This is a genomic window from Bradyrhizobium sp. 172 (genome assembly GCF_023101065.1).
GTDB lineage: Bacteria > Pseudomonadota > Alphaproteobacteria > Rhizobiales > Xanthobacteraceae > Bradyrhizobium > Bradyrhizobium canariense_D.
In genome coordinates this window covers 7,783,285-7,808,217 of record NZ_CP064701.1, presented here as the reverse complement: position 1 = coordinate 7,808,217, position 24,933 = coordinate 7,783,285, and the positions used below count along the sequence as shown (strand labels likewise).

Annotated in this window: 16 protein-coding genes and 3 pseudogenes; 9 read left to right on the top strand and 10 right to left on the bottom strand. The window is 64.2% G+C overall.

Annotation, left to right across the window (positions count from 1 at the left end; genetic code table 11):
- Window positions 1-68 precede the first annotated feature (68 nt).
- The 4 genes and pseudogenes from IVB07_RS36975 to IVB07_RS36955 form a co-directional block, all read right to left on the bottom strand.
- On the bottom strand, window positions 69-2,288 hold the full coding sequence (locus tag IVB07_RS36975) for an acetate--CoA ligase family protein (RefSeq protein WP_026233059.1): 2,220 nt from the start codon (window positions 2,286-2,288) through the stop codon (window positions 69-71).
- A gap of 159 nt (window positions 2,289-2,447) precedes the next feature.
- Window positions 2,448-3,427, bottom strand: a pseudogene (locus IVB07_RS40865) (glycosyltransferase family 2 protein).
- Window positions 3,428-3,578: 151 nt separating this feature from the next.
- The gene (locus IVB07_RS36960; protein ID WP_085361925.1) at window positions 3,579-4,148 is read right to left on the bottom strand and encodes a class GN sortase; all 570 of its coding nucleotides are present in this window, start codon (window positions 4,146-4,148) and stop codon (window positions 3,579-3,581) included.
- Between the two features lie 189 nt (window positions 4,149-4,337).
- Window positions 4,338-6,598: pseudogene (locus tag IVB07_RS36955) on the bottom strand (marine proteobacterial sortase target protein).
- A gap of 183 nt (window positions 6,599-6,781) precedes the next feature.
- Between IVB07_RS36955 and IVB07_RS36950 the strand changes: the two are divergent.
- Window positions 6,782-7,551: pseudogene (locus tag IVB07_RS36950) on the top strand (helix-turn-helix transcriptional regulator).
- Between the two features lie 47 nt (window positions 7,552-7,598).
- Window positions 7,599-9,110 carry a glycosyltransferase family 2 protein gene (locus IVB07_RS36945; RefSeq protein WP_018455954.1) on the top strand — a complete coding sequence of 504 codons (1,512 nt, stop codon included), beginning with the start codon at window positions 7,599-7,601 and terminating at the stop codon, window positions 9,108-9,110.
- A 50-nt stretch (window positions 9,111-9,160) separates the two neighbouring features.
- Here the strand turns inward: IVB07_RS36945 and IVB07_RS36940 are convergent, their stop codons facing one another.
- Window positions 9,161-10,381, bottom strand: a complete 1,221-nt coding sequence (locus tag IVB07_RS36940; RefSeq protein WP_247295930.1) for an ABC transporter substrate-binding protein — start codon at window positions 10,379-10,381, stop codon at window positions 9,161-9,163.
- 73 nt (window positions 10,382-10,454) lie between these two features.
- Window positions 10,455-12,005, bottom strand: coding sequence for a long-chain fatty acid--CoA ligase (locus IVB07_RS36935; RefSeq protein ID WP_026233060.1), 1,551 nt, complete (start codon window positions 12,003-12,005; stop codon window positions 10,455-10,457).
- Between the two features lie 262 nt (window positions 12,006-12,267).
- Here IVB07_RS36935 and IVB07_RS36930 point away from each other — a divergent pair, with 262 nt between their 5' ends.
- The 7 genes from IVB07_RS36930 (at window position 12,268) to IVB07_RS36900 (ending at window position 21,037) form a co-directional block, all read left to right on the top strand.
- A complete protein-coding gene (locus tag IVB07_RS36930) occupies window positions 12,268-13,404 on the top strand; it encodes an acyl-CoA dehydrogenase family protein (RefSeq protein ID WP_247767417.1) in 1,137 nt (378 codons plus the stop codon).
- 76 nt (window positions 13,405-13,480) lie between these two features.
- The gene (locus tag IVB07_RS36925; protein WP_247295935.1) at window positions 13,481-14,644 is read left to right on the top strand and encodes an acyl-CoA dehydrogenase family protein; all 1,164 of its coding nucleotides are present in this window, start codon (window positions 13,481-13,483) and stop codon (window positions 14,642-14,644) included.
- A complete protein-coding gene (locus IVB07_RS36920) occupies window positions 14,644-15,300 on the top strand; it encodes a glutathione S-transferase family protein (protein WP_018455959.1) in 657 nt (218 codons plus the stop codon). The genes IVB07_RS36925 and IVB07_RS36920 overlap by 1 nt, the downstream gene beginning before the upstream one ends.
- Window positions 15,301-15,470: 170 nt before the next feature.
- Window positions 15,471-16,271, top strand: a complete 801-nt coding sequence (locus IVB07_RS36915) for an AraC family transcriptional regulator (protein ID WP_018455960.1) — start codon at window positions 15,471-15,473, stop codon at window positions 16,269-16,271.
- Between the two features lie 199 nt (window positions 16,272-16,470).
- The gene (locus IVB07_RS36910) at window positions 16,471-17,337 is read left to right on the top strand and encodes a 3-keto-5-aminohexanoate cleavage protein (protein WP_018455961.1); all 867 of its coding nucleotides are present in this window, start codon (window positions 16,471-16,473) and stop codon (window positions 17,335-17,337) included.
- Window positions 17,338-17,450: 113 nt separating this feature from the next.
- Window positions 17,451-19,067: a carboxyl transferase domain-containing protein gene (locus IVB07_RS36905; RefSeq protein WP_018455962.1), complete on the top strand. Its 1,617-nt coding sequence runs from the start codon at window positions 17,451-17,453 to the stop codon at window positions 19,065-19,067.
- Window positions 19,064-21,037, top strand: a complete 1,974-nt coding sequence (locus IVB07_RS36900) for an acetyl-CoA carboxylase biotin carboxylase subunit (protein WP_018455963.1) — start codon at window positions 19,064-19,066, stop codon at window positions 21,035-21,037. Before IVB07_RS36905 ends, IVB07_RS36900 begins: the two co-directional genes overlap by 4 nt.
- A gap of 50 nt (window positions 21,038-21,087) precedes the next feature.
- On the opposite strand, the gene IVB07_RS36895 is transcribed toward IVB07_RS36900, so the two are convergent.
- The 4 genes from IVB07_RS36895 to IVB07_RS36880 are packed head-to-tail and all read right to left on the bottom strand — an operon-like array spanning window position 21,088 to window position 24,928.
- The gene (locus IVB07_RS36895) at window positions 21,088-22,074 is read right to left on the bottom strand and encodes a dipeptide ABC transporter ATP-binding protein (RefSeq protein WP_018455964.1); all 987 of its coding nucleotides are present in this window, start codon (window positions 22,072-22,074) and stop codon (window positions 21,088-21,090) included.
- Window positions 22,071-23,078 carry an ABC transporter ATP-binding protein gene (locus tag IVB07_RS36890; RefSeq protein ID WP_018455965.1) on the bottom strand — a complete coding sequence of 336 codons (1,008 nt, stop codon included), beginning with the start codon at window positions 23,076-23,078 and terminating at the stop codon, window positions 22,071-22,073. Before IVB07_RS36890 ends, IVB07_RS36895 begins: the two co-directional genes overlap by 4 nt.
- A complete protein-coding gene (locus IVB07_RS36885) occupies window positions 23,078-23,971 on the bottom strand; it encodes an ABC transporter permease (protein WP_018455966.1) in 894 nt (297 codons plus the stop codon). Before IVB07_RS36885 ends, IVB07_RS36890 begins: the two co-directional genes overlap by 1 nt.
- A 9-nt stretch (window positions 23,972-23,980) precedes the next feature.
- On the bottom strand, window positions 23,981-24,928 hold the full coding sequence (locus tag IVB07_RS36880) for an ABC transporter permease (RefSeq protein WP_018455967.1): 948 nt from the start codon (window positions 24,926-24,928) through the stop codon (window positions 23,981-23,983).
- Between the last annotated feature and the right edge of the window lie 5 nt (window positions 24,929-24,933).

The window sequence follows — 24,933 nt, the reverse complement described above, 5'->3', positions numbered from 1 at the left end:
GCCACTTCCTTTCGCGTTTTGTCGCAAGGATTGGCGGATTACGCTGCGCTAAACCGCCCTCAGCGACATCAATGCCCGGCGGTGTTCTTGGCCGCAGCATTGTTCAGCACGATCAGGGCATCGACGGCGACGCCTGTTTTGGCATTGATCAGGAACGGATTGACGTCGATCGAGGCGATCCGGTCGCCAGCATCCGCGATCAGGTTGGACAGGCCGACCAGCGCCTTCACCGCGGAGGCCTCGTGCAAGGCCGGTTTGCCCCGATAGCCGCGCATCTTGATACCGGCCTTGGTGCGGCCGATCAGGAGTCGAGCCTCAGCCTCGTCCAGCGGCGCGCCGGCGAGCGCGACGTCCTTCATCAGCTCGATGTCGATGCCGCCAGTGCCGAACAGCACGACCGGGCCCATCTCGGCATCGAGGGAGGCGCCGACCACCAGTTCCAGATCTGCCTTCACCTGTTGCGCGATCAGGATGCCGTCGAGCTTCGGCTTGCCCTTCAGCTTGCTCAGCCGCGCGGTGATGTCGGCGAACGCCTTCTTCACCGCGGCCGGGTTGTTGAGATTCAGCACCACGCCGCCGATATCTGATTTGTGCAGGATCTCGGCGCTGACGACTTTGGCCACGACGGGGAAGCCGATCTGCTTGGCGATCTTCACGGCCTCGGCTGCCGTCTGTGCGATTGCCTCCTTCGAGATCGGGATGCCATAGGCCTTCAGCAGCTTCTTGGAGGCGACCTCGTCGAGCGCGGCGCCAATTGCCGATTTCAGCGCCTTCTCAAGCACGGCGCGCGCTGCAGGCTTCGAGCTGGAGACGATATCAGGCACTTCCTTGCGCAGCTTGGCGTAGTCGAGCAGCGACTTGATCGCAGTCACCGCGCGATCCATGCCCTGCATGACCGCGAGATGCGGCAGCGACTTGCGCAAGGTCTTGGTGAACTCCGTGAAGCCGATCGACATCGCGCTGATATAGATCACCGGCTTGCCGGCCCGGCTCGCCATCTCGTCGACGATGCGCAGATTGCGCTCGCGCAGCTCGTGCGGCGCTTTCGGCAGCTCGGCATCGATGATGACGATGTCGATATCGGGGTCGTCGATCATCAGCCCGATCGATTTCATGTAGACGGAGGGATCGACCACCGCGGCAAAGCCGGCGTCGAGCGGGTTGCCGACGATCGAGCCCGGCCCGAGCATCTTTGCCAGCTCCGAGCCGACATGCGAGCTGAGTGGTGCAAAATTCAGGCCTTCTGCATCGAAGGCGTCGATCAGCATGCCGCGCTTGCCGCCGGATAGCGTCACTGCGGCGAGCCGGTCGCCCCTGGGCACTGCGGCGTGGACGAAACATTCGGTGGTCTCGATCAGCTCGTCGAGCCCGCCGACCCTGATGACCCCTTCGCGCGTTGCAATGGCGTCGAAGGTCTCGATCGAGCCCGCGAGCGCGCCGGTATGTGCCATCGCCGCCGCGCGGCCGCCCTCGGACGCTCCGAGCTTGAGCGCGATCACCGGTTTGCTCGCGGCGCGCGCCGCCTTGCAGGCGTCCCGGAATGCCTTGGTGTTGCGCACGCCTTCGAGGTAGACCACGATCACCTTGATGCTAGGGTCCTCGGCGAAATAGCGCATCAGGTCCGGCGTCTCGAGCCCTGCCTCGTTGCCGGTCGTCACCATGTAGCCGACCCCGACGCCGCGATCTTCCAGGGCCTGGCGGATCGCCATGACGATGGCGCCGGATTGCCCGGCAATCGCCACCGCGCCCTGTTCCATGGTGACGATACGGTCGTCGATATTGGTGAAGAGCTTTTCGCCCGCGCTCAAATTGCCGAGGCAGTTCGGGCCGGTGACCGCCAATCCCGTCTCGCGCACGGCCGCTTGCAGTTCGGCGGCGAGCTTCTGGCTTTCCTCGTCCTGCAACTCGCTGAAGCCCGAGGTGACGATGGTGGCCGAGCGCGCGCCGGCCGCGGCGGCATCGCGGATCACCTGCACGGCAAAGCGCGCCGGCACCAGCACCAGCACGTGGTCGGGCTTCTCCGGGAGGCTTGCAAAGTCCTTGTAGCAGGGGACACCCCAGATGGTGTCGCGCTTGGAATTGACGGGATAGAGCCCGCCCTCGTAGCCGTATTTGACCAAATTGTTCCAGATGCGCTCGGCATAGTTGCCGGGCTTGTCGGTCGCGCCCACCAGCACGATGTTGCGCGGATGCAGCATGGCGTGGATGCCCTTGACGATGTCGCTGGCATCGGGCGGCGGAGACCATGGGCGCGATGAAGCTGAGGCGGCAGATACGCGAGCTTCCATGGTGTGACCTCACCTGTTGTTCTTGTTGGCGGTGCGTCACTCTGTTCTATGGCGAGTTCTTCGGACTGGCAACCACGTGGGCGGGTATGCCGTGCGGTGGAATGAGCGCGCGCCAAGCCCTGGTGATCGACATTTTGGGATCACTGCTCGCGCCGTGGTTCAGTATCGCAGGATGCCGAGCTTGTAGGCGTAGTGATAGGCCAGCTGCTTCGCCAGATAAGGAGCGATGGCGCGCCGGATCTGCATCTGTGTCGGTTCGAAGCCGAGAATGCGTCGCCGCAGGATGCCCATCTCCCTGACGCCGACCGCATAGGTCGATGCCGTCTTTTGTGCGTCATGGATTCGGAAGCAGGCGAGAAATCGCGGCAAGCGTGCAAATTTGAATCCTGCGGCTTGCGCCCGCAGGATGAAGTCCCAGTCCATCGCGTAGTGTAAGCTCTCGTCGATCGGCCCGATCCTGTCCCATACGCGCTTGCGCCAGAACATCGTCTCTTGCGGAATGTAGTCGGCATATCGCAACGCCTTGCCGTCATGAGGCGGCAGCACGGCGCGGCCGACCTCGAGTCCCTCGCGATCGATGAAGAGCGCTGGCCGTAGACGACGTCGACACGCGGATGTGCGATGAAGTAATTTGCGACATACGCAAGTGTCCCGGGCAGCAGCACGTCGTCGCTGTTGAGATAGGCCATGATCTCGCTCTCGGCGCCGACGAAGCCGAGATTGATGGCGCTGGATTGCCCCTTGTCCGGTTCGCTGCTCCAGCTCAGGCTATCGCCGCGCCTCTTCAGGAGATCGAGCGTGCCGTCGATCGAGGCGCCGTCCTGCACGTGATAATACAGGTCCGGATAGTTCTGGCTGACGATGCTGTCGATCGTGGCGCCGAGATATTGCGCATGGTTGTAGCTCGGAGTGACCATCGCGATTCTGGGCGCGCCCGGATGGATCGCAGGAGCTCGCGGGAAAGCCGTCAGGTTGAGCAGGCGCGGCGGATATTGCTCGAAGGTCCACATCGGCGGGCGGCGCCAGAGGCTCCGAAGCGAGGAGCGTCTTTGCCCGGCGGCGATAAGATCCTGGTTCCTCTCCAGGAGCGCGACGCGGCTTTCCAGCTGTTCGAGACGCTGCCTGAACTCCTCATCCATCACCGTCTTCTCGCAAATTACAGCGGAAATGCTCAATAGGCCATTCTGATGGGTCTGCGGTCGACGGCGCCGGTTCAGGGGTTCCATCGAGCGGCATTGTCCCTACAGGTCGGGCGGATTCAAGAGGGGGGTGCGGATCGATTGCGAACCGCTATTCATCAGTGCCGATCAGGGTAGCATGCAGGATGTAGCGCTCGGGGCCGGACGCGACGGCGTTGAACGGCCAGCAGGTCGCGAGCACGAGTTCGGCTGCCCGTGCCGCAGGATCGATCCCCGAGGCATCGAAGCGAACCACAGCGGAGGAATCCGCGCGAAAACGAAAGTGCTTGCCATCACTGCGTGTGACGTCGATCAGGTCACCAATGGCGACATTCCGCAGGAAACGGAAATGAGTGTCGCGGTGCGCTGCATATACGGCAACGCCCCGCTCGCCCGCGTCAGCCGTTTGGCGGATATGGCCGGGCCCGAAAGCGAGCGCCTGGCCGCTCGCGCCTTCCAGTACGATCGCGCGGGCGCCGATCCGCCTCACCTCGATTCGCGCAACCGGCCAAGTATCGGCCCATGACCATGGCCTGACCACCTCGCCGGTCGCAACGCTCTGGTCGAATGCGCGCTCCAGCAGCACCTGCGCGAGCCATGCTTTGGCATGGATGTAGGCGCCGTCGCCGAACAGGATGATGCCGATCAGGGCGAGAGCGAGGGGAGAGATGATGCGCGGCATTGTACTAATTCCCGTCATTGCGGGGAGCGAAGCGACGAAGCAATCCAGACTGTCTCCGTGGATGAGTTTCTGGATGCTTCGCTTGCAATGACGAAGGTGAGAGGGCGAGTTCAAAAAGGCGCGCGCGGCCGTTGGTGTGTGGGACGGGCAGCCGCGCGCGCTAACAGAGGAGTTCGGGGGGCTCCTCTCTCAAGCGGCGTCAGTGAGCAAGGACTGACGCCGCTTGAACACGAACAGGATCAGGGCGAGCACGACCAAGATCAGGCCTGCGGTCATTTTCAGCTCGGCCGAGGTCGCGGTCTTGGGCAGGCGGATCGCATCCGGTGCAGCGGGCGTCGGTCGCCTCGTGGCCGGCTGGTTGCGTGCATCGGCGTGACGCTCGCGGAGCTGCGCTGGGACCTGCTGTCGTTCGCCAAAGACCTTCGCGAAATCCCAACCGGCCGGCAGGTTGATCGGCAATTCGCTGGGCTTGAGCGGCTCGCCTTCGGGACGGCTCGGCGTCTTGTCGACCGCGACGAGGCTGGTGAGCCGCGTGACGATCTGATGGTCGAGCGCCAGTGCCAGGATTGCCTTGTCCGAGTCTTCGGGCGTCATTTCGCGCAGGGTGCGCGCCACTTCGGCATCGGCGATCTTGCGCTTGGCCCAAAGCTTCGACAGGCCGTTGCCTTCGGCCGTATTTTGCAGCGGCAGCGTCACCGACCATGGGCGGTCACCGACGCGGCCCTTGATTTCGACCGAGCCCGCAAGCGTGTCGAGCTTTGCCGCCAGCACCAGCGGCTCGTCGCGATAGACGTCGGGAATGATCGTCGGTGTGACGTCGGCCTTCGCTTCGGAGAACTTTACGCTCAGCCCGGTCACGGCCGGGTTCTCGAGCTTGGCAAACAGGCCGCGCATGCGCTCCTCGACCTGCTCGACGGAGCCGATATGGGTGAAGGCACCGCGGCCGAGCTCGGCGGCGCGCGTCATCAGATAGGTGTTGGGCGCCGACCCGATGCCGACCATGAACACGCGCGAGCGGCCGCGCATCGCCGTGATCGTTTCGAACAATTGCTGCTCGTTGCCGATCGCACCGTCGGTCAGGAATACGACCTGGCGAACCATGCCGGCGTCGCCAAGCTTGTCGGTCAGCGCGGCCCGCATCGCCGGCACCATCTCGGTGCCGCCACGCGCCTGCAGCGCGCTGACGAACGAGGTGGCTTCACCGACACGCTCGGCATCCGCCGCGACGGAGACCGGAAACAGCACGTCCATGGTATCGTCGAAACGGATGACGTTGAAACGGTCGGTCGGCTGGAGACGGGAGAGCGCGTAGGTGAGGCTCGCCTTGGCCTGAACGATCGACGTGCCGCCCATCGAGCCGGAATTGTCGATCACGAATATCACCTCGCGCGGCCGCGGCTTCTGCGTCGCCTGCTCGGCGGCGGGCGGGGTGACAAAGGCAAGCAAATAATCGGCGTCGCCGACGCGCTCGCGAAATAAGCCGACCGACGGCGCCTTCACGGCCGCTGGCTTCCAGGTCAGTTCGAAATCGCGGTCGGCAGCCACGGCACCGTCGGCAAGCGAGACGATTCGCATCGTATTGTCCGGGCTCGCGACCTTGACGTTATGATGGGGGCTCGTGACTCGCCGAGCGCAAAGCCGGCGTTCAGACGCACCGTGATGCTGGTCGGATTGACCGGTGCATTCCTGGCGGGATCCAGCACGGGCGGCGAGATGCGGTCGCGGTCCGGCACCGGGTCCGAGTTGGTCGCGCCCCAGCCGGAGCCATCGTTGCGGAAATCGACGCTCTGGACGATCGGCGCCGGATTGTAGCGCGGCCCGACCACCAGCGGCAGGCGCAGCGAATATTCGTTGCCGGATTGATGCACCGGCTCCTGATATTCGATCTGCACCAGCACGGTTTCGCCAGGGCCGATATTGGCGACCGAGTTGGTGAAGATGTTCGGCCGCTCCTGCTCGGTGAGCGCGGCCTTCTGGCCGGCGCGGCGCGCCTCTTCGTAGATCATGCGCGCCTGTTGCCGCTCCTTGATGTCCCCGACGATGACGCGGTTGCCGACCACCATCTTCAGCGAATCGACGGCGCCGTCCGCGGGGAGCGGATAGACATAGGTCGCCTCGACCCAGTCCTTCGTCGGGTTGCGAAAGATTTGGGTGACTCGTGCTCGCAGTGTCGGGCCCGACACCGTGATGTCGACGTCGATGCCGAGGCGGATCGCTTCCGTGTAGGCGCCATCCTCCTTGAGGAGGAGAGAACCGGATTTGGCATCGCCGGGCTGGAGCAGGCTGGCCTGCTCCGTCGTCGCCGACCAGCCCGGCTCGAAGCTCACCAGCAGGGCCACGAAGGCGACCAGCATCACCGCGATGCCCTGCGCCAGAAGGAACAGTCCGACCACGATCGGTCTGCCCAGCCAAGGGTGTTCGTTGCTGTCCGTCGTGTCAAAAGTATCCATTTGGCCTGCTCCCGAGCATGTTTGCTGGCCCCGAGCATCCGCCGGGACGGCCCGATTTCGCGAGCAGAATGATCGGCAATGTTCCGCCACGGCCGGCCCGGCCGGCCGCCTCCGAGATGGCGAAGTGCGGTTTTGTGCTGGTTTGTCCGTCCTGCTAGGATGTCGTCCTGGAGCAGGGCCACGATGCAGACGCAGGACAAATTCACCGACAAGCAGCTGTCGGACGAGCAGAGCCGCGAGATCGCGGAGACCATTCGCGAGGAGCTCGCCAGGCGCCGGATCTCCCGGCAGGCGCTGGCCGAGCAGGCCAAGCTCAGCCTGTCGACGCTGGAGAAGGTGCTCGGCGGCCGACGGCCGTTCACGCTGGCGACCACGGTGCGGCTGGAGCAGGCGCTGGGCGTCTCCCTGCGCAGAAGCGCCGCCGTAGTGACGCCTCCGGCCGCAAACGATGTCGCGCCCGACAGCCTCGGCTCCTATGCCCATCGCGCGGTGACGTGGCTCGAGGACGTCTACATCACGCTGCGACCGTCGTTCGGCGACAAGGACGCGATCTTCGCCTACCGCACCGAGATCGTCTGGGAGCCGAAGGTCTCTTCACTGGTGTTCCGCGAGGGCGAGCGGACCGATGCCGCCTATGAACACACCGGCGAGGTCGCCGTGCCGCATCAGCCGGCTTCATCTATCTCGTCATCATCAAGCACGGCCAGCATCGCGTGATCACTGTGTCGCGGCCGACGGTCGCCGGCGAGATGTACGGGATCATCTCGACGCTCCGCGCCGGTCCCGGCTCGCAGCTGACGCCGATCGCAGCGCCGATCGCTTATGTGCCGCTCCGAAACTTCGCGAAGCCCTCGCTGGGTCGGGTCGCGCCCGGCGATGCTAACCACGAATTGTACCAAAAGCTTCTGCGCCGAACGGTGGAAGAATCGTTCGCGCTGTTTCTGTCGGTATAGCCCGCAAGAAATTATCCGGAATGACGAGCATGCGTCTATAAGGGGACATGCAGGACGCGTCCGCACTCTACGACGGCGAATCTCCGCTGTTCTCAATCATTATCCCGCTCGAATCTCACCGCGGGCAGTGGGAGATGTCCTGGCTCGGCTGGACGTCGCAAACTGCCGACACATCGCTCTACGAGATCATTCTGGTCGTGCCTCCGGATTTCACGGCACGCGAGCAGTTGAAGGCGCTGGCCGGCAACAGGGCTCGCCTCGAATTCACCGATTCCGAACACGACATCGGGCTCTGCGCATTCGGCGCGACGAAGGCGCGCGGCAGCTATCTGTTCTTCACGGAATCGCACTGCCGGCCCGAACCCGACGTGATCGAACTCTGCATTCGCGCGATCGATGCTCATCCCGATTGGGCCGGCTTTTCCTGCCGTTCGATCCCGATCTGCCATAACCGGTTATCCGTGGCAGAGGCCGCCATGTACCAGGCCGACATCGAGTTCGGTATGAAGCAGCATCCCTGGCGCAAGGTCCTGGATCAGTGTTTCGTGACGCGGCACGACGTCTACCGGGAATGCGGCGGCCTGCGCGAGGAGCTCGGTCATTTCGCCGAATGGGTGCTCGCCGCCGCCTATCACGCGAGAGGTCATTCCATCGGCTATCTCGAGGAGGCGCGCTTCCATCACTACTATGTCGGTGAGATCGGCGAGCTGAAGCAATTCACGCTCGACTTCGTGCAAGGCGAGATTCGCTATCTGAGCGAGGCCCGCAACGATGCCGGCAGCGAGCTGCTCGACATTCCGGTCGAGTGGAGCTCGCGGAGCGAGGCCGGCGCGTCGCTCGCCCGCAATGCACTGAACGCGCTCCTGCGCTCCAGCCTCGGTGACGGCGGGGGAGGGCCTGGCGAGAAATGGCTGGCGGTATGGCGTTGGGCCGTGCCGGCGCTGCTCGGCGGTCTCGGCGCGCGCGGTTTCGCGCGGCTGGCGGCATGGCACGCGCGGGCCGTGCTGGTCGCTGTGACGGCCGCCGGATCGAGCGATGCGATCGCGCGATGGATGCGGCGATACATCGCCGCGCTGATCCGGCATCAGAGGCTCGATTGCATTCACCGTCTCGGACGAGATGCGGGACCTGTTGACGGGCTCCTTGGTGAGCGCGTTGTCGCGCAGATCGGATTCCATGCCGAAGAGTTCTCTGCCGGTCACACTTTCCGCTGGAGCGAACCAGAGGCAGCCGTGCGCATCAAGGGGAAGCCGGGCCGCACCATTGTCCGCGTTCGAAGCCCCGCACTTCGCGCACCGCTAGATACGATAGACACGCGATTCTATGTCGATGGCACGGCCATCCGCCCCGAAGCGGTCGTGACCGGTTGTGACAGCTACAGGCTGAGCCTCGATCTGCCGCCGTCAGGCATCGCCACCCTCGCCTGGGCATGCCCCATGTTCAGGGGCGTCGGCGATTCGCGTCGTCTCGGCCTGCCGATCGCGGGCATCGACGTCGGCGACGACATGATCGAGGTTGAAAGCGCGGGAACAGCGCCGTCGCTTGCTGGAAAAGAATAGCGGCCCTTCGGCCGCTATTCGGTCGATTCAGGCTGTTGCTCTCAGTCGAACTAGCCGCCCGTTTCGGCGCTGATGATATCGCCGAACAGTTCCCACTGGCCCTTCTTGAACCGCCACATCTTGAGCTGCTCGATCGGCGCGAAGTCCGTGGCGGAGGTGTTGATCTTGATGCCCGGGATCAGTGTGTCGGGCACGAAGTCCTTGAGGCTCGCTGCCTGCTTCATCACATTCTCACGGGTCAGATTGTCGCCCGCCTGCTTCAGCACCTGCACCATGGTCTGGGCTGCGGCATAGGCGTAAACCAGATTGGCGTCCGAAATATTTGCACCGGGTATGTATTTGTCGACGAAGACCATGAACTTCTTCATGCCCTCATCATCCTTCCACTGCGGATCCGACGCATCCTTCAGATAACCAGCCGACAGCACCCCTTCGGATGCCTCGAGGCCGGCAGGCTTCATCACCGCGCCGATGGACACCGAGACATCGGTCATGAGATGCATCGGCTTCCACTCCAGCTCCGCGATCTTCTTGATCGCCTGCGCCGCGAATTTCGGCGTGGCGATGTTCACGAAGACATCGGCGCCGGTGCCCTTGAGCTTGACGATATGAGCATCGATCGAGGGTTCCGACGTCTCGTAGCTCTCTTCGGCCACGATCAGTTTCGATGCCTTGTCACCGAACACGTCCTTGATGCCGGCGAGGTAGTCCTTGCCGAAATCGTCGTTGGCATAAAAAATCGCGACCTTCGCGTCCGGCTTCTCCTTCAGAATATACTTCGCGAAGATCTGTGCCTCGACGCGGTAGCTGGGCTGGAAGCCCATCGTCCAGGGAAAGTTCTTCGGGTCATTCCACTTGCTGGCGCCTGTGGCGAGGAACAGCTGCGGCACCTTCTTGGAATTGTGATACTTCTGCACGGCGGTCTGGGTCGGCGTGCCCAGCGCGTTGAACACCAGGAAGACCTCGTCGCTCTCGATCAGCTTGCGGATCTGCTCAACGGTCTTAGGCGGCGAGTAGCCGTCGTCGTAGGAGATCCAATTGATCTTTCGGCCGTTGATGCCGCCCTGATCGTTGATCATCTTGAAATAGGCTTCCTCGGTCTTGCCGATGACGCCGTAGGCGGAAGCCGGGCCGGAATAGGCCTCGACATTGCCGATCTTGATCTCGGTGTCGGTGACGCCGGTGTCGTACGCCTTTTGCGCATACGCGGTTTGGGCTGTCAGCAGCATCAGCGCCGTTGCTGCGGCGAGCAGGGAGAGTTTCTTGTTCATGAAAATTCCTTGGCTTTTCTGGGTTGGAACACGCACGTCAAAAAGAAAAGTGCCCGCGAGAGGGGCGCTTTGATCAGGCGTTGGCGGCTTTCTTGTCGACTTCCGAGGCGCCTGAGAATTCCTTGCGCAAGGTCGGCTTGTGGATCTTGCCGGTGGCGTTGCGGGGTAACGCATCGACGAAGCGGACCTGGCGTGGACATTTGAAGCGCGCGAGATTCGCCGCGCAGTGCGCGAAGACATCTGTCTCGGTCAACCGCTGGCCGGGCTTGGCCGCGACGATGGCGAGGCCAACCTCGCCCCATTGCGGATCGGGAATGCCGATCACGGCGGCTTCCGCGATAGCGTCGAGTTGGTGCAGGACGTTCTCGACCTCGGCCGGATAGACGTTCTCGCCACCGGAAATGTACATGTCCTTCCAGCGGTCGACGATGTAATAAAAACCTTCCTCATCGACGCGTGTCGCGTCGCCCGTGTGCAGCCAGCCATCGGTGAACGACGTCTTGTTCGCCTCCGGCCTGTTCCAGTAGCCGGGCGTAATGTTCGGTCCCTTGACCCAGAGCTCGCCGAGTTCGCCGACATCGGCGTCGCCGCCGTCAGGACGCACGATGCGCACTTCCGTGTGCAGCACCGGCTTGCCGGCGGAGCCGGCTTTCCGTGCCGCATCCTCGCGGTCGAGCACCAGCACGGCCGGCGAGGTCTCGGTCATGCCGTAGCCCTGCTGGAGTGCGACGCCACGCGCCTCCCACACCTTGAGCAGCGGCACCGGCATTGGTGCGCCGCCGACACCTCCCACGATCAACCGGCCGAGGTCGGTGGTCGCGAACGCCGGATGCTGGGCCATGAACTGGTAGATCGCGGGCACGCCGAAGAACACGTTGATGCCCTGTGCGGGATCGTTGATCAGGCCGAGCGCCGTGCCGGGATCGAAGGCGCGCATGATCATCACGGTGCCGCCGGCGTGCAGCACCGGATTGGTGTAGCAATTCAGGCCGCCGGTGTGGAACAGCGGCAGCACGGTGAGCAGCACCGAGGACGGCCCGATGCAGGCGGGGCCGCCGAGATTGACGCAATTCCAGAAGGTCATGCCATGGGTGATGGTGGCGCCCTTGGGATGACCCGTTGTGCCCGAGGTGTACATGATGGTCGAGACGTCATCGAGGGTCACCTCCTCGATTTTCTCGAGTGGCTTTGCGGCGGCGATGCCGGCCTCATAAGTCCCGCTGGGGCCAAGCAGCAGGCTCGTCGCAATGCCGCAGAGCCTTGCCACGGCCAGCGCCGTTTCGGCGAGATCGGTGTCGTGGATCATCACCTTCGGCGCGCAATCTGCGGTGATGAACTGGAGTTCGGGAACGGTGAGGCGGGTGTTCAGCGGCACGAAGATCGCACCTAACCGCCCGCAGGCGAATTGCACCTCCAGCGTATCGGTCGTGTTCAGCGCCAGCACCGCGACCCGCTCGCCGCGCGAGACTTTCAGCGCATGGCGCAGAAATGACGCGAGACGCGAGATGCGCGCGTCGAGCTGCGCATAGGTAAAGCGGCGCTCGCTCGCGAGGTCTATCACCGCAATCTTGTTCGGTGTGCGGCGGCCATGGTGGGCGATCCAGTCGTAGTAACGAACGGCCAAGAATTCCTCCCTCGGCGGACTTGTGCCGCCCGCGTCCCTATTGCCATGCACCATGCCCGGCATGGCCCAAGGGCCAGCCGGAGTTTGTGCACCATCCTTTTTTTGATCCGGAGTTGGCGCGCGAGCGATGAAAATCGTCTTGCGTTGAGTTGCTAGAGCGAGCTTGCTTGGAGCGGGGCTCGGCCAGCCACTCCGCGCAAGTGAGCCGCCAAGGTTCCGGCCATGGTGGACGAGACGAATCCGCCAGCAAGGCGAGAGTGCGATGATGAGCCCGTTCTATACCGCCGAGCATGACGCCTTTCGCGAGGTGATGCGCCGCTTCGTCGACAAGGAGATTGCGCCCTTCGCCCACGAGTGGGATGAGGCCGGTGAATCCCCCCGCGCGCTCTATCGCAAGGCGGCCGAGATCGGGCTCTTGGGACTCGGTTTCCCCGAGGAATATGGCGGGATCGCCGCCGACCAGTTCATGAGGATCGTCGCCAGCCAGGAGTTGGCGCGGGCTGGCGCCGGCGGTGTCAGCGCCAGCTTGATGAGCCATACGATCGGTTCGCCGCCGGTCGCGCGGGCCGCGCGCCCCGAGGTGAAGGCGCGCGTGCTGCCTCAGGTGCTCGCGGGTGAGAAAATCTCCGCGCTCGCGATCACCGAGCCGGGCGGCGGCTCTGATGTCGCGGGCCTCCGCACCAAGGCGCGGCGCGACGGAGATCACTACGTCGTGAGCGGCGAGAAGACCTTCATCACATCCGGGATGCGTGCCGACTATCTGACCGTTGCGGTGCGCACCGGCGGCGAGGGCGCCGGCGGCGTCAGCCTGCTCCTGATCGAGGGGGATACGCCCGGCCTGTCCCGGACAAAGCTGAAGAAGATGGGCTGGTGGGCCTCCGACACCGCGACCCTGCATTTCGACGAGTGCCGCGTACCGGCGGAAAACCTGATCGGCGAGGAAGGCCAGGGGTTCAAGATCATCATGCGGAATTTCAACAGCGAGCGCATGGGCATGGCGGCGGGCTGCACCGCGTTCGCGCGCGTCTGCCTCGACGAGGCCATTGCCTACGCCAAGGAGCGCAAGACCTTCGGCAAGCCGCTCGCGCAGCACCAGGTGATCCGCCACAAGATCGTCGACATGGCGCAGAAGGTCGCCGCATCGCAAGCGATGCTGGAGATGCTGGCCTGGCGGCTGGAGCAGGGCGAAAGCCCGGTCGCCGAAATCTGCATGATGAAGAACCAGGCGACCCAGACCATGGCGTTCTGCGCCTCGGAAGCGGTGCAGATTTTTGGCGGCGCCGGCTTCATGCGCGGCATCAAGGCCGAGCGCATCTACCGTGAGGTCAAGGTCAACGCGATCGGCGGCGGCACCGAGGAGATCATGAAGGATCTCGCGTCGCGGCAGATGGGGTTGTGACCTCTTTCTCCGTCATGGCCGGGACGAGCCCGGCCATGACGAGCACCTCAGAGATACCAAGAACTGGGCTAACAAGATGCTGTTCACCGCCGACCACGACGAGATCCGCCGTTCCTTGCAAAAATTCATTGCCAACGAGATCAATCCGCATGTCGATGAATGGGAGAAGGCCGACATCTTCCCGGCGCACGAGCTGTTCAGGAAGATGGGCAGGCTCGGCTTTCTCGGGCTGAACAAGCCGGTCGAATTCGGCGGCTCCGGCCTCGACTATTCCTATGCGCTGATGATGGCGGAGGAACTCGGCGCGATCAATTGCGGCGGCGTGCCGATGGCGATCGGGGTGCAGACCGACATGGCGACTCCTGCGCTGGCGCGGTTCGGCTCCGATGAAGTGCGGCGCGAATTCCTGGCGCCCTCGATCTCTGGCGACTATGTGGCCTGCATTGGCGTCTCGGAGCCCGGCGCGGGTTCTGACGTGGCCTCGATCAAGACCAATGCGCGCGGGGACGGCGACGATTACGTCATCGATGGTGGCAAGATGTGGATCACCAACGGCACCCAGGCCGACTGGATCTGTCTGCTCGCCAATACGGGCGACGGGTCCGTTCACCGCAACAAATCGCTGATCTGTGTGCCCATGAAGACCAAGGGCGTCACGGTCGCGCGCAAGCTCGACAAGATGGGCATGCGTTCCTCCGACACCGCGCAGATCTTCTTCGACAATGTCCGCGTGCCCAAGCGCAACCGGATCGGCGAGGAGGGCAAGGGCTTTACCTACCAGATGATCCAGTTCCAGGAGGAGCGGCTCTGGGGTGCGGCCGCCTGCCTGAAGGCGCATGAATACATTATCAACGAGACCATCGAATACACCCGCAATCGCAAGGCCTTTGGGAAGTCGATCCTCGACAACCAGGTCGTTCATTTCAAGCTCGCGGAGATGCAGACCGAGGTCGAGCTGTTGCGCGCGCTGATCTACCGTGCCGGAGAGGCGCTTGTGGCGGGCGAGGATGTCACGAAACTTGCGACCATGGCCAAGCTGAAGGCCGGGCGACTCGGCCGCGAGCTTACCGACGCCTGCTTGCAATATTGGGGTGGAATGGGCTTTACCAACGAGACGCCGGTCAGCCGTGCCTATCGCGACAGCCGTCTGACATCGATCGGCGGCGGCGCCGACGAGGTCATGCTGATGGTCCTGTGCAAGATGATGGGGACGCTGCCCGGCAGCAAAGGAAGTTCCTGATGATCACGCTCTATCACTGCGACGCCGCGCGCTCATTCCGTCCGCTCTGGATGCTGGAGGAGATGGGGCTGCCCTACGAGCTCAAGATGCTGCCGTTCCCGCCGCGGGTCTTCGCCAAGGAGTATCTCGCGCTCAATCCGCTGGGCACGATTCCCTTCATGGTCGACGGCGAGACGAAAATGACCGAGTCCTCCGGCATCTGCCACTATCTCGGCATCAAGCATGGACCGACGCCACTGATGGTCGGACCCGAAGATCCCGCCTATGGCGCGTTCGTGAACTGGATGTATTTCAGCGACGCCACGTTAACCTTCCCGCAGACGCTGGTGCTCCGATACACCCAGCTCGAGCCGGAAGAGCGCCGCAATCCGCAGGTCGCCGGCGACTATGCCAAATGGTTTTTGGGCCGCCTGCGCGCCGTCGAGGCAGCCACCGCAAATACCGAGGCCTTGTGCGCGGGCCGCTTCACTGCCGCCGACATCGTGATCGGTTACGCGCTCCGCCTCGCCGATACTATCGGGCTTGCCAAGGATTTTGGGCCAAATGTCGCAGCCTATTGGGCACGCTTGCAGCAACGGGATGGTTTCAAGCGCGCGGTTGCTGCGGAGCAACAGGCCGGCGTCGAGCAGAACGTGGCGCCAAGGGTGAGGGCCTGATTGTCGTTCTGGCGAAAGCCGGGACGGCCATGTTGCCGGGAGTTCCGGGTCGTCGGGACTGCCGCTGTTTTGCGCTTCATGATAGCGCTATCCCGCCGTGACAGCGCCCAGATTTCCGCTAAGGTGACCTCCGTCCGCAGCGGCCAAAGAGCCGCGCGAGGAGGATCCCAATGGAAGATAACGGTCGCGAATCCGACCATTTGATGCTGATCACGCCGGAGCGGGTATTCTATGCCGGCCTGCTCGGCCGCCCCCGCAAGCGGACGCCCGGCTGCTGCCATGTCTATGTCGCGGTGAAGGGCAGTCTGCATCTGACGATCGATGATGCGCTCGCCACCGGCGAGCTGTTCGTTACCCTACCGAACCAGCGGCATTCCATTGCGAGCGACTACCGCACCGCGATCAGCGTGACGCTGGAGCCGGAGAGCATGCCCGATGGCGTGATCGAGGTCCTGGCCGAGCGGCTCACCGGACCCGACAGGGCCGTCTATGCCCGCAAGATCCTCGCCGCCTACACGCTGCTGCGCCAGCGTCGCTACGGCGACATCACCACCGCCGAATTCGACCAGATGTGTTTTGGCGAGGCGCTGCCGCGCCGCGTGCTCGACCCCCGCGTGACGCGTGCGGTCGCCCGTATCGGCCGCTTCACGGGCGAACCCGTGACGGCGGACACATGCGCGGCGGAGGCCGGACTTTCCGCTTCGCGCTTCCTGCATCTGTTCAAGGAAGAGACCGGCATCTCGTTCCGCTCCTTCCGCGCCTGGAAGCGGGCGCGTCACCTGCTGCACTTCGCCAACCAGGACCTCAACCTCGCCCATCTCGCGCAGGACATCGGCTATCCCGACTCCACCCATTTCAGCCACTCGATCCGCCGCTTCTACGGCCTGAAGCCGCGCGCGATCTTCGTCGGCTCGCGCGATCTCGCGATCTATCGCAGCAGCGAGACCGTGAGGCTGGCGGAGGCGAGCTAGCGTCGTCTCGTAGGGTGGGCAAAGCGAAAGCGTGCCCACCATCTTCGCGAGGTATTGAGAGATGGTGGGAAGGGCGCAAGAGCGCCTTTGCCCACCCTACGGTTTATCGCCTTTTTCCAGCTTCTCCGCGCAAGAAGCCGCCTGCCGCCCATCACATGATCGCAAACGTTGAATTATCAACGTGCGAGACATTCAAGGCATGAGCGACAAGGCCGTCATCACCTGCGCGCTGAACGGCGTGCTCACCGACCCGAAGCAGCACAACGTGCCTGTCACGCCCGAGCAGATGGCGCGCGAGGCCAAGGCTGCGTTCGATGCCGGCGCGTCCATCATGCACATCCATCTGCGTCAGCAGGCGCCGGACAAGGGGCATCTGCCGTCCTGGGAGGTCAGCGTCAGCAAGGAGATCCAGCAGGCGATTCGCGAAGCCTGCCCTGGCGTGATCATCAATCACACCTCCGGCGTCTCCGGGCCGAACTACAACGGTGCGCTGGATTGTATCCGCGAGACCAGGCCGGAGATCGCGGCCTGCAATGCCGGCTCGCTAAATTACCTGAAGGTGAAGGCCGACAACAGCTGGGCCTGGCCGCCGATGATGTTCGACAATGCGGTCGAGAAGGTGAAGGACTATCTCGACGTCATGAACGCGGTCGGTACCATCCCCGAATTCGAATGTTTTGACGTCGGCATCGTCCGCTGCGTCGGCATGTACCGCCAGGTCGGCATGTACAAGGGCCCGCTCGAGTATAACTTTGTGATGGGCGTCGCCTCCGGCATGCCGTCGGATCCCGATCTGCTGCCGATCCTGATCAAGCTGAAGCGTCCCGAGGCGCAATTTCAGGTCACCGCGATAGGCCGCGAAGAAATCTGGCCGCTGCACCAGCGCTGTGCGGAGCTCGGCGGTCATCTGCGCACCGGTCTCGAAGATGCCTTCTATCTCGCCGACGGCAAGAAGGTAACGTCGAACGGCCAGCTGATCGACGCCATCGCCGCCTGCGCCCGCCGTGCCGGCCGCGAGATCGCGAGCCCGGCGGAAGCGCGAAAGATTTTTGGGACGAATAGGTAAATTATCGCCTCAACCGTCATTGCGAGCGAAGCGAAGCAATCCAGAATCTTTCCATGGATGCGCCTGGATTGCTTCGTCGCTTTGCTCCTCGCAATGACGAGCAGGATTGAGTTATGTCCATTCTCGAAAACACGATTTCTCCCGGCAGTGCCGCCTATCGCGCCAACCGCGACGGCATGCTTGGCCTGATCGACCGCATGCGCGCGCTGGAAGAGCGCACGCGTGCGGCATCAGCCGCGGCGAAAGACCGCTTCCACAAGCGCGGCCAGCTGTTGCCGCGCGAGCGCGTCGCGCTGGTGCTCGATCCCGGCGCGCCCTTCATCGAGCTGTCCACGCTCGCCGGCTACATGTTCGACGTATCTGATCCGGACAAGAGCGTCCCCGGCGGCGGCGTCATCGCCGGCATCGGTTTCGTCTCGGGCATCCGTTGCATGGTCAGCGCCAACGATTCCGGCATCGATGCCGGCGCGCTTCAGCCCTACGGCCTCGACAAGACGATACGCGTGCAGGAGCTCGCGCTGGAGAACAAGCTGCCTTACGTCCAGCTGGTCGAAAGCGCCGGCGCCAATCTCCTGCGCTACCGCGTCGAAGACTTTGTCCGCGGCGGCAACATCTTCCGCAATCTCGCGCGACTCTCCGCAGCGGGCCTGCCCGTCGTGACCGTAACCCATGGCTCCTCGACCGCCGGCGGCGCCTATCAGACCGGCCTGTCCGACTACATCGTCATGGTCCGTGGCCGCACCCGCGCCTTCCTCGCCGGGCCGCCGCTGCTGAAGGCCGCCACCGGCGAGATCGCGACCGAAGAGGAGCTTGGCGGCGCCGAGATGCACACGCAGGTGTCGGGACTTGGCGACTACCTCGCCGAGGATGACCGCGACGCCCTGCGCATCGCGCGCGAGATCATGGCGGCGCTGGAATGGGAACGGCCGGGCAGGGCGAGCGCGGAATATAAGCCGCCGCGCTACGATCAAGACGAACTGCTCGGCATTATGCCGATGGACCACAAGCGCTCCGTGGACATGAAGCAGGTGATCGCACGTATCGTCGATGATTCCGACTTCACCGAGATGGCGCCGAACTACGGCCCGGCCACCGTCTGCGGCCATGCCCGCATCGAGGGCCAGACCATCGGCATCATCACCAACAACGGTCCGCTCGATCCGGCCGGTGCCAACAAGGCGACGCATTTCATCCAGGCGTGCTGCCAAACCCGAACGCCGCTGCTCTATCTGAACAACACCACCGGCTACATGGTCGGCAAAGCTTACGAAGAAGCCGGCATGATCAAGCATGGCTCCAAGATGATCCAGGCGGTGACGTCGGCGACAGTGCCGCAGATCACCATCTATTGCGGCGCCTCGTTCGGCGCCGGCAATTACGGCATGTGCGGGCGCGGCTTCCATCCGCGCTTCTGCTTCTCCTGGCCCAACGCCAAGACTGCCGTGATGGGCGGTGAGCAGGCCGCCGAGACCATGGCGATCGTCACCGAAGCCGCAGCCGCGCGTCGCGGCAAGCCGGTCGAAAAAGAAAAGCTCGATGGCATGAAGGCGCAGATCGTCGGCGTGTTCGACGGCCAGATGGACGTGTTCTCGACCAGCGCGCGCGTGCTCGACGACGGCGTGATCGATCCGCGCGACACCCGCGCGGTGCTGTCCGAAGTGCTCGCGATCTGTCGTGAAGGTGACGCGCGGAGCCCACAGCGCATGCAATTCTCGGTGGCCCGCCCATGAGGAACGGATCAGTGCAGCACCGGCCGTTCTTCAAGGTCCTGATCGCCAATCGCGGCGAGATCGCACTGCGGGTGATGCGCAGCGCGCGGAAGCTCGGCCTCGGCGTCGTCGCGGTCTATTCGGATGCGGATAGGGATGCGCTTCATGTGCAACAGGCCGACCAGGCCGTGCGAGTCGGCGAAGCGCTGCCGGCGCAGTCCTATCTCAACATCGCCGCGATCATAGCGGCCGCAAAGGCCAGCGGCGCGGATGCCGTTCATCCCGGCTATGGCTTCCTCGCCGAGAACGAGGAGTTTGCGCAAGCCTGCAAGGATGCCGGCCTCGTCTTCATCGGCCCGTCGCCGCAGGCGATCGAGACAATGGGCAACAAGGCCGGTGCCAAGGAGATCATGAAAAAGGCCGGCGTGCCCGTCGTGCCCGGCTATCAGGGCGCCGATCAGGGCGATGAAGTCATGCTCGCGGAGGCGAGAGAGATCGGCTTTCCCGTGATGATCAAGGCGGTCGCCGGCGGCGGTGGACGCGGGATGCGGCTCGTTGCGGATGCCAATTCGTTCCCCGAGGCACTGCGTAGCGCGCGGTCCGAGGCGAAGGCGGCGTTTGGCGATCCCACGGTGATCCTCGAACGCGCCATCCAGAATCCCCGTCACATCGAAATTCAGGTGTTCGGCGACAGCCATGGCAACGCCATCCATCTTGGCGAGCGCGACTGCTCGGTGCAGCGGCGGCACCAGAAACTAATCGAGGAGGCGCCGTCGACCGCAGTCACGCCCGACCTGCGTGCGAAGATGGGCGAGGTCGCGGTCGCCGCGGTGAAGGCGTTGCGTTACGAGGGCGCCGGCACGCTCGAATTTCTGCTCGATGCGAGCGGCGGATTCTACTTCATGGAGATGAATACGCGTCTCCAGGTCGAGCATCCCGTCACCGAGGCCATCACCGGGCTCGATCTCGTCGAATTGCAGCTGCGCGTCGCGCGCGGCGAGTCGCTGCCGCTCAAGCAGCAGGACATTCGCTTCACAGGCCACGCCATCGAGGTGCGGCTGTGCTCGGAGGACGCCGCGCAGGATTTCATGCCGCAGTCCGGGCGCATGGCGCGCTGGCAGGTGCCGGATGGCATCCGCGTCGAACATGCGCTGCAATCGGGCTCCGAGATTCCGCCGTTCTACGATTCCATGATCGCGAAGGTGATCGGCCATGGCGCGACCCGCGAGGAGGCGAGGGGGCGGCTGATCGTCGGCCTGGAGCAACTGACCGGATTTGGTGTGACTACCAATCAGACTTTCCTGATGTCATGCCTGCGTCATCCCGGCTTCGCCAAAGGCGAGGCGACCACGGCGTTCATTGGTGCCCATCGCGACGAGCTGCTGGCGCCGCGCGCGGACGCCGCATTCGACATGGCCTTGGCCGGCCTGCTGCTCTACGTCACGAACCCCCAGGCACCGTCGTGGCGCCGCGGACGGAGCCTCGCGGCAACGTTCCCGCTGCCGGCGAAAATCGAGATCGCAGGCCAGGCGCTTGAGCTAGAAGTCTGGCGCGAGCGCGATGGCAGCTACATTGTTGCCAGGGACGGCCGGCAAGACAAGTTCGAGATCGACCAACTCGATCTCGACGTGATTCGCTTCCGCCATGACGGCGTGATGGACAGTGCCAAATTCCTGCGCGACGGCGACCGGCTCCACCTCCAGCGCCGCGGCATCCCGCTCGCGGCGACCGATCTCACCCTCGCCGCGCCGAAGGCGGCCGCAAGCAACGGAGACGGCAAGGTTCGCGCTGCCATGAACGGCCGCGTCGTTGCCGTCCTGGTCAAGCCGGGCGACCGCGTCACTGCCGGCCAGCCGGTGATGACGCTGGAAGCGATGAAGATGGAGCATGTCCACAAGGCCGGCATCGACGGCGTCGTCGCCGCGATCGACGTCGCCGAGGGCGAGCAGGTGACAACGGGCCGGATCGTGGCGGAGATCGGGGCTGAGTAGGGCGGCAAGCTCAACTCGTCGCCCCGGCGAAGGCCGGGACGACAGCGGAGCTACTGGCTCCGCCCCGTTCCGCCATTGAGCAAGCACGCCACCTGGTGCCCGTCCCCCGCGTCCACCAACGCCGGTCGTTCCGTCCTGCATCGCTCCATCGCATACCGGCAGCGGGTGTGAAACGCACAGCCCGGCGGCGGATTGACCGGGCTTGGCACGTCGCCGTCGACCAGCGGCACGAGCTTTTTGGCGAGCGGGTTGGCGACCGGTACCGAGGCGAGCAGGGCCTGCGTGTAGGGATGGCGCGGATTGCGGAACAGCTCGTCCTTGTCCGCGATCTCGACGATGCGGCCGAGATACATCACGGCGACGCGGTGACTGATATGGGCGACCACGGCGAGGTCATGCGCGATGAAGAGGTAGGAGAAGCCGTGCTGCCGTTGCAGATCGATCAGGAGATTGATCACCTGCGCCTGGATCGAGACATCGAGCGCGGAGACCGGCTCGTCGCAGACGATCAGGCGGGGCCCGAGCGCCAGCGCGCGGGCGATGCAGATGCGCTGGCGCTGGCCGCCGGAGAATTGATGCGGGAAGTTGCGCATCTGGTCGGGCCGCAAGCCAACCTGCTCGAACAGCTGTGCGGTACGTGCCTCCAGCGCTTTGCCGGTCGCGAGCCCGTGCACGAACAGCGGCTCGCCCACGATGTCTCCGGCAGTCATGCGCGGGTTGAGCGAGGCGAAAGGATCCTGGAATACGATCTGCATCGAACGACGGTGTGGCCGCAGCGCGGACTTGGAGAGATGCGTGATGTCCTCGCCTTCGAGGCGAATCTGGCCCGAGGTCGGCTCGACCAGCCGCAGCACGCTGCGCGCCACCGTCGACTTGCCGCAGCCGGATTCGCCGACAAGGCCCAGCGTCTCCCCGACCCCAACCGAAAACGAGACGCCGTCGACCGCATGCACTGTGCCGATTTGTCGGCGCAACACGCCGGCGCGCACCGGATAGTGCTTCTTGAGTTCGGTGACTTCGAGCAGTGCGTCGGTCATGCCACCTCCGCCACTTCGGCTGCGCGCCAGCAGGCCGCGAGATGGCCGCCGCCCCAATCGATGAGCGGCGGATATTCGGCCTCGCAGCGCTTGATCGCGAGCTTGCAGCGTGGCGCGAACGCGCAACCTTTGGGCAGCCCCACCAGCGACGGCACGGTGCCGGGAATTTCGTTCAACCGTGCCGGCGCGGCAACGCCGGGCGCCGGCACCGCCGGGATCGATGCCATCAATCCGCGCGTGTAGGGGTGCTTTGGCGCGGCGAACAGCGCCTCGACGCTCGCTTCCTCGACCTTGCGTCCCGCATACATCACGATGACGCGTTGCGCGGTCTGCGCGACGACGCCGAGATCATGCGTGATCAGCACGAGCCCGGTGCCGAGCTCTTTCTGAAGGTCTAGGATCAGCGCCAGAATCTGCGCCTGGATGGTGACGTCGAGCGCGGTCGTGGGCTCGTCCGCGATCAGCAGCACCGGCCGGCACGCCAGCGCCATCGCGATCATGGCGCGCTGGCGCATGCCGCCGGACAGCTGATGCGGATATTCCCGCGCGCGCCGAGCCGGCTCGGGGATGCGCACCAGGCGCAGCATCTCGATTGCGATGCCCCGGGCCTCTTTGCTCGACATGTTCCGGTGCAGCCGCACGGTCTCGACGATCTGGTCGCCGATCCGCATCACCGGATTGAGCGAGGTCATCGGCTCCTGGAAGATCATCGAGATGCGGTTGCCCCTGACGGCACGCATCTCTGCTTCGTCCAGCGTCAGAAGGTCGGTGCCTTCGAGCGTGACGGAGCCGCCGACGATGCGGCCGGGTGGATCCGGCACCAGCCGCATCAGCGATAGTGCAGTGACGCTCTTGCCGCAGCCGGATTCGCCGACGATCGCCAGCGTCTCGCCGCGCTTCACCGTGAAGGAAACATCATCGACGGCCTTGAACAGACCGGAGTTGGTGAAGAACACCGTCTTCAGGTTCTTCACCTCGATCACGAGATCGGAGTTCTCAGCCATCAGCCGCGCTGCCGGGGATCGAGGATGTCGCGCAAGGCGTCACCGAACAGATTGGCGCCGAACACCGCGAGGCTGATGGCGATGCCCGGGAAGATCACCAGCCATGGCGCCGTGCGGACATATTCGGCGGCGGATTCAGAGAGCATGCGCCCCCACGACGGGTACGGCTCGGGAATGCCGAGGCCGAGGAAGGAGAGCGAGGCTTCCGTGAGGATAGTCGAGCCGAGCTGGGCCGTCGCAAGCACGATCAGCGGCGCCAGCGTATTCGGCAGCACGTGACGGAGCGCAATGCGTACCTCGCTCATGCCGATCGACTTGGCGGCCTCGATGAATGGCAGCTCGCGCAGCGCCAGCGTGTTGGCGCGGATGACGCGCGAGACGGTCGGGATCAGCGGAATGGCGATCGCAATGATGACGTTCGGCAAGGACGGCCCAAGCGCCGCGGTCATGATCAGGGCCAGCACCAGCAGCGGCAGCGCCTGGAGGACATCGGAGACGCGCTGGAACACGAGATCGACCCAGCCGGAGAGATAGCCGGAGGTGAGGCCGACGATCACGCCGATGCTGCCGCCGAGCGCCGTCGAGCCGATGCCGACCGCGAGCGAGATCCGCGCGCCATGAATGATGCGGCTGAAGACATCGCGGCCGAAGGAATCCGTGCCCATCCAGTGTGCCAGGCTTGGACGCGCCAGTGCCCGAGCGGCATCGATCGTCAGCGGATCGTAACGCGCGATGAAGTCGGCGAAGATCGCGGTGAACACGAACAGGGTCATGATGACGAGCCCGGCCGCGCCCAGCACATGCCGCTGCGCCAAAAACAGCACGCGCCGCCAGCCGACGGTCGCGTGCGCCCCGGCGCGCCTCAGTTCAACGTCATAGTCGATCGCAGCCAACAGGTTCTCCTAATCCGTGTACCGGATACGCGGGTCGAACACCGCGTACAGCATGTCCACGATGAAATTCGCGCTCACCACGACGATGGCAATCAGCATCACCAGGTTCTGCACGATCGGATAATCGCGCCAGCGAATCGCCTCGACCAGGAAGCGCGCGACGCCGGGGATGTTGAACACCGTCTCCGTCACGATGAGGCCGCCGATCAGGAACGCCGCTTCGATGCCAATCACGGTGATGACGGGCAGAATCGCATTCTTCAGCGCATGCTGATAGTTCACAGCGGCGTCCGATGCGCCCTTGGCACGCGCGGTGCGGATATAGTCCTGCCGCAGCACCTCCAGCATCGAGGATCGCGTGATGCGCATGGTCAGTGCCGCGCTGCGGAAGCCGACGGCTGCGGCGGGCACGGCATAGGTCGCAAACGCTTCCAGCCAAGTCGCTGGATTCGGGTTGAAGATCGGCATCTGGTTGAACATCGCCACCGAGGCGGTGAGGATGAGCAGGCCAAGCCAGAACGAAGGCAGCGACAATCCGCTGAGGCTCACCACACGCAATGCGTAGTCGAGCCTCGTTCCCTGCTTCACCGCGCTGATCACGCCAAGGGGGATGCCGATCGAGGTCGAGAACAACAGCGCCAGGCCCGCGAGCCGTGCGGTGATCGGGATCCGTGGCAGGATCTCCTGGAGCGCCGGCTTCTCGGAGACGTAGGAGTAGCCAAAATCGCCGCGCAGGAAGCCGCTGATCCAGTGCCAATATTGCACCACCAGCGGCTGGTCGATGCCGAGCTCCTTCTCCAGATTGGCCTTGTCGGCGGGGTCCACATAGCCCGCGGCGGCGAACAGGATGTCGACGATATTCCCGGGGACGATGCGCAGCAGGAAGAAGATGACGATCGAGATCCCGAACAGGGTCAGGAGCATCAGCAACAGGCGCCGCACCAGATAGGCAAACATGCATC